Annotated in this window: 15 protein-coding genes; 12 read left to right on the top strand and 3 right to left on the bottom strand. The window is 34.7% G+C overall.

Annotation, left to right across the window (positions count from 1 at the left end):
• Positions 1-106 precede the first annotated feature (106 nt).
• Together ACFRAK_RS22420 and ACFRAK_RS22415 are read right to left on the bottom strand one after the other, a co-directional pair.
• Complete coding sequence (locus tag ACFRAK_RS22420) at positions 107-298, bottom strand: hypothetical protein (RefSeq protein ID WP_192205899.1); 192 nt, start codon at positions 296-298, stop codon at positions 107-109.
• A 376-nt stretch (positions 299-674) separates the two neighbouring features.
• Entirely contained in the window at positions 675-1,853 is a 1,179-nt protein-coding gene (locus ACFRAK_RS22415) for an MFS transporter (protein ID WP_394572533.1), read from the bottom strand.
• A gap of 484 nt (positions 1,854-2,337) precedes the next feature.
• Between ACFRAK_RS22415 and ACFRAK_RS22410 the strand changes: the two genes are divergently transcribed.
• Positions 2,338-3,174, top strand: a complete 837-nt coding sequence (locus ACFRAK_RS22410) for an SGNH/GDSL hydrolase family protein (RefSeq protein ID WP_387604408.1) — start codon at positions 2,338-2,340, stop codon at positions 3,172-3,174.
• Between the two features lie 98 nt (positions 3,175-3,272).
• Here the strand turns inward: ACFRAK_RS22410 and ACFRAK_RS22405 are convergent, their stop codons facing one another.
• On the bottom strand, positions 3,273-3,572 hold the full coding sequence (locus tag ACFRAK_RS22405) for a helix-turn-helix domain-containing protein (protein ID WP_387604406.1): 300 nt from the start codon (positions 3,570-3,572) through the stop codon (positions 3,273-3,275).
• 476 nt (positions 3,573-4,048) lie between these two features.
• Here ACFRAK_RS22405 and ACFRAK_RS22400 point away from each other — a divergent pair, with 476 nt between their 5' ends.
• The 11 genes from ACFRAK_RS22400 to ACFRAK_RS22350 all read left to right on the top strand — a co-directional run bounded on the left by ACFRAK_RS22400 (position 4,049) and on the right by ACFRAK_RS22350 (position 15,624).
• Positions 4,049-4,738 carry a YveK family protein gene (locus tag ACFRAK_RS22400; RefSeq protein WP_394572532.1) on the top strand — a complete coding sequence of 230 codons (690 nt, stop codon included), beginning with the start codon at positions 4,049-4,051 and terminating at the stop codon, positions 4,736-4,738.
• Positions 4,739-4,774: 36 nt separating this feature from the next.
• Entirely contained in the window at positions 4,775-5,452 is a 678-nt protein-coding gene (locus tag ACFRAK_RS22395) for a CpsD/CapB family tyrosine-protein kinase (protein WP_394572531.1), read from the top strand.
• Between the two features lie 138 nt (positions 5,453-5,590).
• Positions 5,591-6,355 carry a tyrosine-protein phosphatase gene (locus ACFRAK_RS22390; RefSeq protein ID WP_394572530.1) on the top strand — a complete coding sequence of 255 codons (765 nt, stop codon included), beginning with the start codon at positions 5,591-5,593 and terminating at the stop codon, positions 6,353-6,355.
• A gap of 270 nt (positions 6,356-6,625) precedes the next feature.
• Complete coding sequence (locus ACFRAK_RS22385) at positions 6,626-8,446, top strand: polysaccharide biosynthesis protein (RefSeq protein WP_394572529.1); 1,821 nt, start codon at positions 6,626-6,628, stop codon at positions 8,444-8,446.
• A 22-nt stretch (positions 8,447-8,468) separates the two neighbouring features.
• On the top strand, positions 8,469-9,362 hold the full coding sequence (gene galU, locus ACFRAK_RS22380; protein WP_394572528.1) for a UTP--glucose-1-phosphate uridylyltransferase GalU: 894 nt from the start codon (positions 8,469-8,471) through the stop codon (positions 9,360-9,362).
• 136 nt (positions 9,363-9,498) lie between these two features.
• Positions 9,499-10,752, top strand: a complete 1,254-nt coding sequence (locus ACFRAK_RS22375) for a DegT/DnrJ/EryC1/StrS family aminotransferase (protein ID WP_394572527.1) — start codon at positions 9,499-9,501, stop codon at positions 10,750-10,752.
• Positions 10,745-11,347, top strand: a complete 603-nt coding sequence (locus ACFRAK_RS22370; RefSeq protein WP_394572526.1) for a sugar transferase — start codon at positions 10,745-10,747, stop codon at positions 11,345-11,347. The genes ACFRAK_RS22375 and ACFRAK_RS22370 overlap by 8 nt, the downstream gene beginning before the upstream one ends.
• A gap of 42 nt (positions 11,348-11,389) precedes the next feature.
• On the top strand, positions 11,390-12,121 hold the full coding sequence (locus ACFRAK_RS22365) for a GNAT family N-acetyltransferase (RefSeq protein WP_394572525.1): 732 nt from the start codon (positions 11,390-11,392) through the stop codon (positions 12,119-12,121).
• Between the two features lie 22 nt (positions 12,122-12,143).
• Positions 12,144-13,253 carry a glycosyltransferase family 4 protein gene (locus ACFRAK_RS22360; protein WP_394572524.1) on the top strand — a complete coding sequence of 370 codons (1,110 nt, stop codon included), beginning with the start codon at positions 12,144-12,146 and terminating at the stop codon, positions 13,251-13,253.
• Positions 13,254-13,267: 14 nt separating this feature from the next.
• Positions 13,268-14,368, top strand: coding sequence for a glycosyltransferase family 4 protein (locus ACFRAK_RS22355; RefSeq protein WP_394572523.1), 1,101 nt, complete (start codon positions 13,268-13,270; stop codon positions 14,366-14,368).
• A gap of 53 nt (positions 14,369-14,421) precedes the next feature.
• Entirely contained in the window at positions 14,422-15,624 is a 1,203-nt protein-coding gene (locus ACFRAK_RS22350; protein WP_394572522.1) for an O-antigen ligase family protein, read from the top strand.
• Positions 15,625-15,675 lie beyond the last annotated feature (51 nt).

Genomic DNA, 15,675 nt, shown 5'->3' with positions numbered 1-15,675 from the left:
TTAGGAAAAATTCCTTTATTAGGGGCAAACGGCACGTTTTGGACAAAAAAAAGAAGCAATAGCCAATATTGCTTCTGGTTTACATATATCGACCTCATGAAATTCTTTAAATCTCACCCTCTTCAAGCCTCCTATTATACTCAACTTTACTAATCAATCCCTTTGCATTACAGGTAAGACAATCTGTATAAATATCGTACGCACCTGTACCTGCACAAACATGGCACTTAACATGAGTTTCCGGTATATCCTTATGCATGAATGAAAAAACTTTTCCAAAATACTGCAGAATAATCATTCCCAAAACTCCTTTTTTTTCTATCATACAACGAAATAGAGAGAAGGAAACAGGGAATACAATAACATTACTTAAAACTAATAAAACCATTACATACTTTACATGGGGTTAAAAAATGTGCTAAGGCAAATACGATATACTGTTCTGCAAAATCACTTCTGTTTACAATAGGCTGTTTTCGAATGCTTTGTTGCCATTTACCAAGTAATGTGGTGTGGTTGATTTCCCCTCCAGTGCTCGCTTTCCGCTGCTCCCGCAGGAGTCTCGCACTTCCGCTCCAATCAACCTTAAATCGTTTCATTTTAAAAACAACAATCTTTACTAAAAGAGCCTTTCAAAAAAAAGAACATCCACAAAGATGTCCCTTAATTTATAATTACTTCATTTTTCTTAAAATCCATAAATAAGCCAATATTGAAATCCCCACAGAGACTGCTGCCATTATGTAAATGCTTATATATCCGAAAAGATAGCCAATTTGTCCGAAGAGGATGGCACCGAAACCGATTCCAAGATCAAAGAAGGAATAGAAAGTGGCATTGGCCATCCCTTTTCGGTTTCGGGCAGCGTGTTCAAGAGACCACGCTTGAAGAGCCGGTTGGACAGCACCGAATCCAATGCCATAAAAAATAGCTGCCATATACAGAATCATGTTACTTGGCATCCAGGCTAGCAATAGCATCGCCGCTACGATAAAAAGAGTGGACGGAATGAAGACAGCCTGATGTCCTTTTTGATCATAGACCTTTCCAGCAAACATACGTGTGAAAATAAGCGCTAAAGCGTAAAGAAAAAAGTATCCTTGAATACCTGTCAGACCTTTTTCGATTGTATAAAGCGGTAAGAAGGTAGCAGTCCCGCCAAAAGTCACCGTAATGAAAAAAACAAGCACGGACGGAGCAACAGCGCTTCTTTCATAAATGTCAAACCTATTAGTTTTAGCTGGGGCAGGAGCATGATCTACTTTTTTATAAGTAATTGTTGAAGCCATGATCCAAGCTGCAAGAATTAATACACCGCAAAATAAAAACAAATGTTGAAAGGTTAAAACATCCGCCAAGAAAAGCCCGAATGAAGGACCAAAAGCCATCGCCAAATTCCCCGATAAAGTGAAGTATCCCATTCCCTCACCCCGACGCCTTGCTGGGATGAGATCAGAGGCAATCGTACCTGAAGCCGTGGTCGCATATCCCCAGCCAATCCCTTGTACAATCCTCATGGCGCAAAGAAGGAAAATACTCATCATATATCCAAACGAACCAATCGATACAGCCAAAAGGGTTAAACCGAACAGGAAAACAAAACGTCTTCCTTTTGTTTCCAAGGCCTGTCCAGCAAAAGGGCGGACAATCAGGGCAGAAAATAAAAACATGCCAGCAACTAACCCAATATACCGTTCATTTCCGCCAAGCTCCTTTACAAAAAGCGGAAGGGTAGGGGAAGTCATCTGAAAGGATAAAAAAACAAAAAAGTTAGCCAAGAAAATCATAATAAAATCACGCGACCAGATTTTATTAACAACCGGAAGCTCTTCTTTTAATAAAGGTACACCCATAATAGTTATTCTCCTTAATTGATAGTAATTATCATTCTCATTTTACTGAAGTTATGGAGAACAATCTATAAGAATTAAGAGATCATCTTAAATCTAAGTAATATTGACTACAATAAAATAAAAAGAACCCTAGGACTCTAAAATAAACTATTAATGATCAATTTTACCAATCCCCAAAAAGAAATCCATAACGGTATGCTCAAAGGTGTACCAAACAAAAGTCCTTTAAAAAAATTCCTTTCATTTTCACCTATCATATTGAACACACCTCAAAAGGCGAAGATGGTATATTACAATGTCGACTAATGTCGGAAGAAATTGGAAAAATATTCTTTATCGTTTAAAATTTGATGGATATAATTAATGAGAGAAAAATAACCGAATAAAGTGAAATAGAGTTTAGGTAAAAGTACTCAAATAAGAATTTACTCTATTTTATAAGACTTCCATGTCAGTCATTAATGTTCAAATATGGGAGGTAAAGATGAGGAAATATGGTTTAATCATTATCACAGGATTTTGCTTAGCAGTAGTGGTGTTTGGCCATCTGCATTGGAAAAACATAAGCCAGACAGCAGGGATAGAGGCTAGAGAAGCTGCAGCAAAAGCAAAAGAAAAGGAAACAGAAGAAAGGGATGCATTGATACAAAGTTTAAAACCGGAAAATAATAAAAAGCAGCCGTTAATAGATTTCCTGCATTATAAGTCGCTTACGCAAGATAAGGTTATAGTATCCCTAGTGGGAAGTAATGGTACTTCAGGAACCGGTGCAAGTAATGCTTCTAAGAGTTGGGCAGGGCTTTTAGAGAAGAGTTTGCGAGCAGATCGTGAAGATCTGGAAACATTACGGTTCATTAATCATGGGCATGAGGGGTATTCAACAGAGGATTTGCTGAAAGGTAGGAAAATTGAAGCCGTGATACAAGATGATCCCGATCTGATTATTTTTGAAAATTCGTTGATAAATAATCATTATCAATCACTTAGCTTGGAACAGACGGAAAAAGATTTGGAAAGCATCATGACAAAGTTACAGAAAGAGCTGCCAAATACAAAGGTTCTTATCATTTCACCAAATCCAGTTGCCAATAGTAAAACGGAAAATAGTTTAGGATTGGATTATTTGGATTATATTCAAGCTTCTGAGCAGGTCATCAAAATCAATAAATGGACTTATATGAATAGTAAAGAAGAGATAGAAAAGAGGCTAAGTAAAAAGAATATGAGATTGGCTGACATACTGACTAATGATAACATCCATCCCAATGACCAAGGGCATTACATATGGTTCGAGGTGATGAAGGAATATTTTAAGCAGTAATAAAAGGGGAAAAAGTGGGGATTTCCACCTTTTCCCTATTGGGCTTTTCTTAAGAAGCGAAGGGAAAGCGGTTTCAAAGTTTCTCATCCTTATAGACATCACTTTCTATCTTGAATAAATTCGCGCATTTCCTCTTTCGATATGCCAGACCCCATAACATCGTGCATGATTTCCATCCACTCTTCATCCATGCTCTTGCCTGCTTGTTCATTCAACAGAGCATCCACTTTAATACAAAGGATTCTAGCGATCTTTTCCAAAACTAAAATAGTAGGGTTTGTTTGAAGGTTTCTTTCCAATGAGCTTATATAGGATTTGGCAACGCCGGATTTTGCGGAGAGTTCACTAATTGACATTTTCCTTTCTTCCCTAAGCGACTTAACTCGGTAACCTATCATTCTGACCACACCTAACCATTAATATGAAAATTATTTACTGATTGAAACTATCACTTTCAGTTTACACATTTTCCTTTCACTTTTAATGATAACTAGGCACTAAAATACTTGACACAATTATACATATAAACGAATTTTCCTATATGAGTAGGCATTTAGTTAGGTTATTTTCAAGAAAATATTTTAATATTGATAAATCTTATAGGATAGATTGGTATTTGGTGTATAATTAAGTTTATTGAAATTTAAGTCCCGAATATTCTGGAAAATGGGTTAAATATACATGTTTAATGCTATATTTCGAATTTAGTAATTATTTCCTTTGTATTACCATTCTCTTTTTTGTAAAATTACTCTTGCGTTAGAAAAGAATTCTTTCGTTGTAAAATTCAAGTAAATTTCCTTGAAAATACATATATATAGGTAATATTATGGTATAATGCAATAGGTCATTTTTAACATATCAGGAGGATGAAATGGAAGAAACTATTAGTATTACAGACATTTTTAAAACATTAAAGAAACGTTGGAAGCTAATCATGCTGCTGACATTAATTGCCGCTCTGATTAGTGGAACGATTTCTTATTTCTTATTAACACCCGTTTATCAATCTTCGACACAGATCCTGGTTAACCAGAAGCAATCGGAGAACCAATTGGACTCGACTCAAATACGATCTAATATCGACATGATCAATACATACAGCGTGATCATAAAAAGCCCTGCCATTTTGGAGAAGGTCATTGATGAGCTTGAATTAGACCAAAGCGTTGAACAACTAAGTGAAAAAATCACGATTAACAGCCAAGAAAATTCACAAGTCTTCTCATTAACGGTTCAAGACAGTAATCCGTCACAGGCTGTAGAAATTGCAAACACGATTTCTGAAACGTTCCAAAAGGAAATCAAGGATATCATGAACGTCGACAATGTGAGCTTACTAGCCAAGGCAGAAATTAAGGAGAATCCTAGTCCTGTAAAACCTAATCCACTATTGAATATCGCAATTGCGGTGGTGGTCGGATTGATGGCTGGAGTCGGCTTGGCATTCCTACTTGAGTATATGGACAATACGATCAAGGACGAGGATGATATTGAGAGACTCCTAGAATTACCCATCCTTGGATCGATTCAAAAGATTACACAAGTACATAATAAAGGATAATCCGGATAAGAAGCAGTAGGAAAGGAAGCGGGATTTTTGAGAAGTAAAGATAAAAAACAGGTGAATTTAATTGCACAGACTAACCCCAAATCACCTATCACTGAACAATATCGATTAATTAGAACGAATATTCAATTTTCCTCAGTGGATAAAGACATCCAAACCATTGTGGTAACCTCAGCGGAGCCAAATGATGGAAAATCGACGACAGCAGCTAACCTCGCGATTGTTTTGGCACAGGAGGAGAAAAAGGTTTTGCTTGTGGATGCAGACTTAAGGAAACCATCGGTTCATTATGCCTTTAGTCTTAGTAATATAGAGGGGCTTACGAGTGTGCTAACGAAGAAAATGAGCATAGAAAAAGTACTCATGAAGACGAATGTGCCTAATCTGGAAATTCTGACGAGTGGACCAATACCCCCTAACCCATCGGAATTATTAAATTCCAAAGCGATAGAAACAGCGATTGATGAATTAAAAGAAATGTATGATTATATCATTTTTGATACACCGCCCGTTCTAGTAGTACCGGATTCCCAAATTGTAGCCAATAAATGTGATGGCGTGATCATGGTAGTGGGGAGCGGCAAGACAAACAAACAAAGTGCCGTAAAAGCAAAGGAGCTTTTAGTGAAAGCTAATACATCCTTTCTTGGAGTCGTTTTGAATGGTGTTGAAACGGATAACAGCAATTATTATTACTATCAATCTTAACGAAATAAAACAATTTTCGACAAAATAACACCCTGTTTAATGGCAGTTTTATATGCTACTATTAATCGGGGTAATAATTCCTATTATTCACGGATTAGGCCTTTTTCCCTATTCGCTTTACAAAGGAGTGTGTAAAATTTGATTGACATACATTGTCACATTCTCCCAGGGGTTGATGATGGATCCGCGGACATGAATGAAAGCATGAATATGGCAAGAAAAGCGGTAGAATCAGGAATCACCCATTTATTTGCCACGCCACATCACTTAAATGAGAAATATGTAAATATTAAAAGTGGCATCATTGATCGGGCAATGAGCTTAAATGAGAGTTTAAAACAAAATAATATACCTCTTACCATTCATCTCGGGCAAGAAGTAAGAATTCATCGGGACATATTTAATTCACTTGAAAAAAAAGAAATCCTAACCTTAGATGATAACGGTACATTTTTATTGTTAGAGCTCCCGTCGGGAAGGGTTCCTACATATACACATGAAGTGATTTACGAACTGCTGCTTAAAGGAATAACACCGATTATCGTACATCCGGAGAGAAATAAGGAATTGATATCAAATCATCAACTATTATTTGAATTGGTTCAGGAGGGCGCGTTAACTCAACTTACCTCTGGCAGTATAATCGGGAACTTCGGTAAGAGTATCCAATCATTTTCAAAAAAGATAATCGAACATAATTTGGCCCATTTTATTGCAACAGATGCCCATAATATTGGCTCTAGAGGGTTCACGTTACAACATGCCTATGAAACAATCACAAAGTCATATGGAATACAACGTACATTTTATTTTAAAGAAAATGCTGAACAGCTATTAAAGAACCAAAGTCCTGCTGTTGAAAAACCAGTGCCTTTTAAAAGAAAAATTTTCGGAATCTTTTAAAGTGATAGATAATTAGGAAACGATTTAATATTAAAAAAATTTTGTCTTCTTATAAAGTTTTAGGGTTTATTGTTTCTGAACGACCAATAGTTCAACGACAAAATGCCCTTAAATCATATTGGTATTTTTAAAATAGTCAAAAAATACAGAAACATAAACAGTATCATTCATTCTTATATAAACAATGAAAAGCATGTGAAATAGAATACATTCATAAATAGACTGTTTTTAATAGAGAGTAAATCAACAATATCAAAGGGGGAAATGTGGTTGGCCTACCGAAAACGATTAACACTTTTGGCCCTATTAGACTCATTAATAGTATTATCGGCCATTTATGTAAGTTATTTATTCTTGTATCCCTATTTGGAAATATTTAAATTACCAACACTGTTAGTCACATCAGTCTCCCTATTAATCAGCCATCATTTTTTTGCTTCTATTTATAAACTGTATAAGAAGGCCTGGGAGTATGCAAGTATAAGAGAGTTACTGTCCATTGTTAAAGCCGTAAGCTTATCGGTCATCTCTGTTATCGCCATTCAGTTAATGGTTTTTCAAGATGTTTATGTAAGGGCCATAGCATTGACCTGGATGATGCATGTCCTCCTTATTGGCGGGTCGCGATTTTCTTGGAGAATGCTGCGTGACCGTTTGATAAATAATCGGAAGGAAACGAGGAATACATTGGTAATCGGAGCTGGATCTGCTGGAACCATGGTTGTACGTCAACTTCTTAACAATCATGATACGGAACTTAAACCAGTAGCATTCATAGATGATGATCCGAAAAAAGATAAGCTAGACATCTTAGGAATACCAGTTGTGGGTAACTCAAAACATATCCCAGAAATGGTGGGGAAATATCATATAGATAATATCGTCATTGCAATACCTTCATTAAGTAAAAAAGAATTGAAGGTCATTTTTGATGAATGTGTGAAAACGAATGCCAAAACGCAAATCATGCCGATGCTTGAAGATATTATGTTAGGAAAAGTAGCGGTAAATCAATTTAAAGAAGTAGAAGTGGAAGATTTATTAGGAAGAGAACCCGTTGAATTGGACATAACCAGTATTTCTGAATATGTAACGGGCAAGACGATCTTGGTAACTGGGGCCGGGGGCTCAATTGGTTCAGAAATTTGCCGTCAAATATGCAGATTCTCACCCGGAAAACTTATTCTCCTAGGACATGGAGAAAATAGTATCTATCAGATTGATATGGAACTGAAAAAGTTATATGCAAATCAAATTGAAATAATACCTTTAATTGCAGATATTCAAGATCGAGATAGAATTTTTGAAGTGATGGAAACCTTCAGGCCTGATGTTGTTTACCATGCGGCTGCACATAAACATGTTCCACTAATGGAATACAACCCTCGTGAAGCAATTAAGAATAATGTTTTTGGTACAAAGAATGTTGCAGAGGCGGCAGATACTTTTGGTGTAGGTGCATTTGTGATGATTTCATCCGATAAAGCCGTTAACCCAACAAACGTCATGGGTTCAACGAAGCGTATTGCTGAGATGATCATCCAGCAGTTAGCAAGAAATAGCTCAACAAAATTTGTTGCGGTTCGTTTCGGAAATGTTTTAGGCAGCAGAGGGAGTGTCATTCCTTTATTTAAAAAACAAATACAGTCCGGTGGACCAGTGACGGTCACACATCCAGATATGACAAGGTATTTTATGACCATACCCGAAGCATCCAGATTAGTCATTCAGGCAAGTTCTTTGGCTCGAGGCGGAGAAATATTCGTTCTTGATATGGGTGAACCTGTTAAGATTGTCGAATTAGCAACTAACCTTATCCAGCTATCAGGTTATTCCATAGACGAAATTGGGATTGAATTCTCTGGAATCCGTCCTGGTGAGAAAATGTACGAAGAGCTATTAGGGGAAAAAGAGGTTCATAGTGAAGCAGTATTTCCTAAAATTTTCATAGGGAAAGCGGTGCTGGAACAGGAAGAGGAAATACAGCATCTTTTAAGCTCTTATGATAATTTTTCCATAACAGAACTTAAAGAATTCGTTATAAATTTAGCAAATCGAAGAAAGAACAAAACTTTCTCGGTAGTGAAATAGCAATAAGTAGGAGGACTAATAAGTGAAAAAAATCACAAAAGCAATCATTCCGGCAGCAGGATTGGGTACTCGTTTTTTGCCTGCCACTAAAGCCATGCCAAAGGAGATGCTCCCAATCGTTGATAAACCAACGATTCAGTACATAGTGGAGGAAGCCGTTGCATCAGGAATAAAAGACATAATAATCGTAACTGGAAAAGGCAAACGTGCGATTGAGGATCATTTTGATTACGCTCCAGAGCTCGAACAAAATCTATTGGAAAAAGGAAAAGTAGAGTTACTCAATAAGGTACAATATTCCTCTAAACTTGCTAATATCCATTACATTAGGCAGAAGGAACCAAAAGGATTAGGTCACGCAGTATGGTGTGCTCGTAAATTCATTGGGGACGAGCCATTTGCCGTACTTTTAGGTGATGATATTGTCCAGAGTGAAACGCCTTGCCTAAAGCAGTTAATGAACCAGTTTGAGGAAACAAACAATTCAATTATCGGAGTGCAAACCGTACCTAAGGAAGAAACCAATCGCTATGGGATAATTGACCCCGCTTTTCAAGATGGACGACTTTATCAAGTTGAGAACTTTGTAGAAAAACCAGCCTTAGGAACTGCTCCTTCCAATTTGGCAATAATGGGAAGATATATCCTGACTCCTGAAATCTTCAGTATGCTTGATCAGCAGGAAGCTGGTGCAGGCGGTGAAATTCAGTTAACGGATGCGATTCAACGGTTAAACCAATTACAGCAAGTTTTTGCTTATGATTTTGAAGGAAAAAGATATGATGTTGGGGAGAAGTTAGGGTTTGTGAAAACGACGATAGAGTTTGCATTGCAGAATGAAGAAATCAAGGGTGATTTAGTAGAGTTTTTAGAACAAACGGTTAAGGATATTTCCTCAGAAAAGATTAATGCATAGGAATTAAATGACCTTTTAATCAGTCAATTTGAATCTGTATTGTTTTTCCGTCTTCCTGATTGGACTAATTAAGAAAAATTCCAAATAATAATTTCAAATAATTAAATCTAAACTTGAAAAAAGCGAGGAAACTAAAGTGGTTGACGTACAAGTAAGAAACATAGCATTTTCTCCACCAGATATTACAGATGAGGAAATTGGAGAAGTCATAAAAGCAATGAAATCTGGTTGGATTACTACTGGACCAAGAACAAAAGAGTTTGAAAAAAAAATAGCAGAATATGTAGGGACAAATAAAGCGGTTTGTTTAAATTCCGCAACAGCAGCGATGGAGCTCACTCTTCGTATTTTAGGAATTGGCCCTGGAGATGAGGTCATAACATCAGCATATACTTATACAGCAACTGCTTCAATTATTGATCATGTAGGTGCAAAAATTGTACTGGTTGATACAGCCTCTGATTCCTTTCAAATGGATTATTCACAGCTTGCTAATGCAATTACTGAGAACACAAAAGCGATTATTCCAGTTGATATTGCAGGAAAGATGTGTGATTACGATTCAATATTCGAAATAGTAGAGAGTAAAAAAGAACTGTTTAGGGCTAATAATGAACTTCAAGAGTTGATAAATAGAGTAATTGTAATGACAGATGCTGCTCATGCTTTTGGAGCTGAGAGGAATGGTATGAAATGTGGGCAAGTTGCTGATTTTACTTGCTACTCTTTCCATGCAGTTAAGAATCTGACAACTGCTGAAGGTGGTGCAGTCGTTTGGAGAAATGACCTTGGATTAGATGATGAGTGGATGTATAAGCAATACATGTTATATAGTCTTCATGGTCAATCTAAAGATGCACTAGCGAAAACCCAAAAAGGTTCTTGGGAGTATGATATTGTTTATCCTGCCTACAAATGTAATATGACAGATATTATGGCAGGTTTTGGTTTAATTCAGATAAAGAGATATGAAGGACTTAAGAAAAGACGTAAAGAGATTATTGAGATGTACGATAAAGCACTTTTGCCATTAGGTATTCAAAGCTTGCAACATTATGGCGAGGATTTTGCATCCTCGGGACATCTTTATTTGACTAGGATTCCGGGAATTAATGAAGCAGAGAGAAACGAAATAATCGTTAAGATGGCTGAAGCTGGAGTTTCATGTAATGTCCACTATAAGCCATTACCTATGTTAACGGCTTATAAAAATTTAGGGTTTGATATTAAGGATTACCCTAATGCTTTTGAGATGTATAAGAATGAAATTACATTGCCGCTTCATACGCTGCTTAGTGATGAGGATGTTGAGTATGTGATAGCGAGTTATAAAAAAATAATTAATGAAGTTTTAAGTGTGGGGTCTCAAGTGGGGTTAAAGAATGTATAAGAGCATTTTTAAAAGAGTATTTGATTTAATAATAGCAATAATAGCTCTGCCATTTTGGTTTATTATCTTGGCTATTATTGGTCCAATTATTTACTTGCAAGACAAAGGGGCGATTTTTTATAATGCACCACGACTTGGTAAAAGTGGAAAAGTATTTAAAATGTATAAATTCCGTTCTATGAAAATGAATGCACCCGATCTAAGAAATGAGGATGGGTCAACCTTTAATGCGGAAGACGATCCTAGGCTAACAAAGATTGGTAAGTTTATTCGTAAAACCAGTTTAGATGAGACCCCACAACTTTTAAATATTATTAGAGGTGACATGAGTATCATTGGACCTAGGCCAGATTTACCAGAACATGCAGAGATATACGAGGGTAACGAAAATCGTAAGTTAGACGTTAGACCTGGTGTAACTGGTTTTAATCAAGCTTATTATAGGAATACTGTCCCGTGGAAAGAACGGATTCAACACGATATATACTATATTGATAACCTATCCTTTTGGCTTGATATAAAAATATTTTTTAAAACGGTGGTATCCGTATTAAAGCGTGAAGATGTATTTGTTTCTGAGAATAGTAAAAAGTAAAGTGAGAACAAGAGAATAGGAATGTAGGAGGCAAGAGAATAAATGAAAGAGGAGATAACAGAGAATGCGGTAACCTTCTACGATTTAGAATGGGATACAGAATATTTTGGTGTTACAAGTGCCAAAGCCACTTTAAATAGGCCACTTTCAATAAATGAATGGGTTGAATTGAAAACTAAATTTAAAGATTATCAGTTTATCTCCATTGTGAATCTAAATTCAGAACCTGAAAATGCACAGAAAATCGGGAAGGATACTTCTGCGTTTTTGGCTGATGTGAATATTCAGTTTGTCAAGAAGATAAAGGGTCCGCATGAAGTACAAAAAAACATCACAGTTCATCAATCGTTAGGAAGAAATGATCAAGTGATTGAGATTGCAGATTTTCAGTTCTCGAAGTTTACAGAGGATCCAGAAATGGCTAAACGTGGTGGCGATCAAGTTTATCATAAATGGCTAATAAATTCATTTGATAAGTCCGAGAAGTTTTATGCGTTATCTAAGGATGAGACTGGGGAAATAAACGGGTTTCTATTACATTCTTATTCAGATAATGCCTGTGTTATAGAGCTTATTGCTGTGTCTCAAAATGTTGCTAATGGTGGTATTGGTACAAGTTTATTAAAAGCAGTTGAAAATGAAGCACATCAACGTGGCTGTGGTGAAATAAGAGTTGGAACACAAGTGCGGAATATTGGTGCTATTAACTTTTATCAAAAGGTTGGTTGTAAACAAGTTGGTTGTCATCAAGTTCATCATTTGTGGAGATTTTAAAAAGTTATGTCGGGGGATTTAAATGAAAAAGATTTTGATTGTCTCAACAGTAAGTAGACAGTTCTATCTGTTTGAACAAAGTAATATAGAAGTTCTTAAATCACTTGGATATGAGATACATGCTGCTGCTAATTTTAGTGATGCGAATGAGAGATTGAATGACTTAGATATAATTAGACAGCCTTTTGATATACAAAGGTCACCATTCTCACTAAAAAATATAAAAGCATATAAACAATTTAAAAAGATAATGAAATCAGAGAATTTTGATATAGTTCATTGTCATTCTCCAATGGGAGGAGTATTAGCGAGGTTAGTATCTAAATCTTTGGGAATTTCATCTGTAATATATACTGCCCATGGTTTTCATTTTTATCAAGGAGCATCACTTATTAATTGGTTGGTTTATTATCCGGTTGAAAAATTCTTATCTAAATTTACTGATGTGCTCATAACAATTAATAAAGAGGACTATGACAGAGGGCAAACATTTAAAGCAAGGAAGGTTATATATGTTCCCGGAATTGGTGTTGATACTAACAAATTTTTAACATCTACAATTAATAGGGACAAAAAGCGTGCGGAGCTAGGTATAACAAAGAATGATGTAGTTCTGTTATCCATTGGTGAAATGATAAAAAGAAAAAATCATGAGACTGCTCTAAAAGCAATCGCAAAGTTGAAACACAAAAATTTTGTATATTTGATTTGTGGAAGAGGGGAATTAGAGAATTATTTAAAAGAACTTAGCAAAAATTTGGGTATTGAAAATAATGTAAGATTTTTAGGATATAGAAATGATATCCCAGAAATTTGTTTGGCCGCTGATCTTTTTTTATTCCCTTCATATCAAGAAGGACTACCTGTATCTGTAATGGAAGCAATGGCCACAGGATTACCTATCATTTGTTCATCAATAAGAGGGAATACAGATCTCATAGAAGATGGCAATGGGGGATATCTAAATATGCCTGAAGATGTCGATGGGTTTGCAACAAGTATTGAAAAACTAATAAGTGATGCTGATCTCCGAAAGTTAATGGGGAAAAGGAATTTTGAAGAAGTTAAAAAGTACGATAACACAGTTGTCAAAGAAGAAATGAGAAAATTATATAGTGAATATATAAAATAAGGGGTACCCCGACAATGAATAACAATCATAATAAACGACGAATAGTTTTTTTAATAGGAAGTATGAGAAGAGGCGGAGCGGAGAGAGTAATATCCCTTTTAGCAAACAATTATGCTGAAAGGGGATGGGAGGTAGATATTCTAACACTTCTTGATGACAATAATGAGTATGAACTAAATAGAAGTATTAACGTAAAACTAATAGGAAAACAAGGGGGTTCCAGGATTAGGAAGTTGCCGAGCTGGATAAATAGTATTCGAAAACATATTATTGAAAATAAGCCAGACAGAATCGTTTCTTTTATTGCCCGTATTAATATTATAACCATTCTCTCTTGTATTGGGTTAAATCAAAGAATAATTGTATCAGAGCGAAACGATCCAAAAAAGGATGGAAGATCTGCTTTAGTACGAATTGCAACATATATATTATATCCTCTAGCAGATTGTGTAATTTTTCAAACAACTTGGGCAAAGTCATGTTTTCCAAAAAGAATTCAAAGAAAAAGTATGATTATTTCAAATCCTATTAATATAACTATGGAAGCTGCAAACATGAAAGAGAAAAAAATTGTGGCAGTAGGACGTTTAGTAGAACAAAAAAATCATTCATTATTAATTAGTGCGTTTAAAAAAATATATGATGAATTTCCAGAATATAAATTATTTATTTATGGAGAAGGGGAACTAAGGGAGAAACTTACAAATCAAATACATGAATTAGAAATCATGGATGCAGTACTTCTCTTAGGAAATGTTTCAAACATTCATAAGAAAATGGAGGATGCTGAAATATTTGTACTTTCTTCAAACTATGAAGGATTATCGAATGCATTATTAGAAGCCATGTTGATGGGGGTGCCATGCGTATCAACAAATTGTGCTGGCTCAAATGAAGTTATTAAAAATAATCATAATGGATTAATAATCGAGATTGGTAATGAAGAACAATTAGCTATGGCAATACGTGAACTTATTAATAATAAAGAAAAAGCATATAATTTAGGTAAGAATGGAAAAGAATCTGTACAAGGTATGAAAATAGAAAATATAATTTCTATGTGGGAAGAGATTATAGAAAGGAACTTTGTATATCACACGATAAACCATAAGTGATAATTCTATTTAGAGATTACTTTACAGTATCAATAACTAGTAAGGGGAAAGTTATGGAAGCTCAATTATCAAATTATAATATAAAAAAAAAGGATATACTTGAAATTATTTGTTACGGAGCTACATTTGTTTTAATATTATTAAGTTTCGTATATAAAAACGAGCGATTAATACTATATTCTTTTGAATTTTGTTATATCATTCTTATAGGTTTTATATCAATGAAAAAAAATAGAAAAATTGGAATGTATGCATTATGGAGTGCTATTTTTTTTACAATATGTCTTTTATCATGTACATATGCAGTTAATCAAGAGGCTGCAGCTATGCAGACAATTAATGTACTTAAAATTCTATTAATAGGTAATTCATTAGTGTTATTTATTAATAATGATGAAAAAAAATTAAATTTTGTGTTAATCTCGATAATTATAAGTGCATTGTATACAACTGTATTATTAATTATATATACACCTATAAATTATTGGGGAAGTGCAAGATTAGGGGAAAGTATAGGTTTAAATGCTAATGATTTAGCACTTAAAATGACTATTTCATCACTCATTATTATATACTTTGGTAAAAAAAATAAAAAAACATCTTATTTTATATTGGGTGCAATATTTTTGTTAATTACTTTTTTGACGGGTTCACGAAAGGCCTTTTTAATGTTTTTAATGGGATTGATATTTCTTACTTTTTTAACAATAAAAAAAAGAAGACGTATTTTTATTGTACTTCCAATTATGATCTTTATTATATATTTATTATGGAATATCACGATGACTAATCCAGTACTCTATAGCTTATTAGGTATTCGGATTGAAGGCTTAATAAATGCATTTTTAGGTCAAGGAGCTGTTGATGAAAGTACATTAGTAAGAATGAAAATGATTGAAAATGGTATGCAATTATTTATAGAGAAACCCTTTTTGGGTTACGGAATCGACAATTTTGTTTCTGTGAGCTCATTTTCAGTTTATTCTCACAATAATTATATTGAGCTTCTTGTAGGTATGGGGATTTTTGGTACATTGGTTTACTATAGTTTATATTTAGGAATTATTTATAAACTATTTAGGTCGTTAAAGAACAATAGTTATGCAGCAATTTTCATTTCATTAATAATTGGATTAGCTGTTATGGAATATGGTTTAGTTACTTACTATATAGAAATATACCAAATATTAATAGCATGTGCCTACTCAGCTAGTATTATTAATACAAATAACACCAGGACATATTTAAAAAAATAATTTTAAAATATTTTGAGTATTTGAATTGTATCCAAATGGATTTATAAGGGA

The organism is Peribacillus sp. NPDC056705 (genome assembly GCF_043656335.1).
The sequence above is the reverse complement of the archived record's forward strand: the minus strand, read 5'-3'. Positions and strand labels throughout refer to the sequence as shown.

Excerpts from the sequence above, each read along its gene's own strand:
- ACFRAK_RS22400 (WP_394572532.1), top strand. The coding sequence starts at position 4,049 with ATGGAAGAAACTATTAGTATTACAGACATTTTTAAAACATTAAAGAAA.
- ACFRAK_RS22370 (WP_394572526.1), top strand. The coding sequence starts at position 10,745 with ATGTATAAGAGCATTTTTAAAAGAGTATTTGATTTAATAATAGCAATA.
- ACFRAK_RS22350 (WP_394572522.1), top strand. The coding sequence starts at position 14,422 with ATGGAAGCTCAATTATCAAATTATAATATAAAAAAAAAGGATATACTT.
- ACFRAK_RS22360 (WP_394572524.1), top strand. The coding sequence starts at position 12,144 with ATGAAAAAGATTTTGATTGTCTCAACAGTAAGTAGACAGTTCTATCTG.
- ACFRAK_RS22355 (WP_394572523.1), top strand. The coding sequence starts at position 13,268 with ATGAATAACAATCATAATAAACGACGAATAGTTTTTTTAATAGGAAGT.
- ACFRAK_RS22420 (WP_192205899.1), bottom strand. The coding sequence starts at position 298 with ATGATTATTCTGCAGTATTTTGGAAAAGTTTTTTCATTCATGCATAAG.
- ACFRAK_RS22365 (WP_394572525.1), top strand. The coding sequence starts at position 11,390 with ATGAAAGAGGAGATAACAGAGAATGCGGTAACCTTCTACGATTTAGAA.
- ACFRAK_RS22405 (WP_387604406.1), bottom strand. The coding sequence starts at position 3,572 with ATGATAGGTTACCGAGTTAAGTCGCTTAGGGAAGAAAGGAAAATGTCA.
- ACFRAK_RS22410 (WP_387604408.1), top strand. The coding sequence starts at position 2,338 with ATGAGGAAATATGGTTTAATCATTATCACAGGATTTTGCTTAGCAGTA.
- ACFRAK_RS22415 (WP_394572533.1), bottom strand. The coding sequence starts at position 1,853 with ATGGGTGTACCTTTATTAAAAGAAGAGCTTCCGGTTGTTAATAAAATC.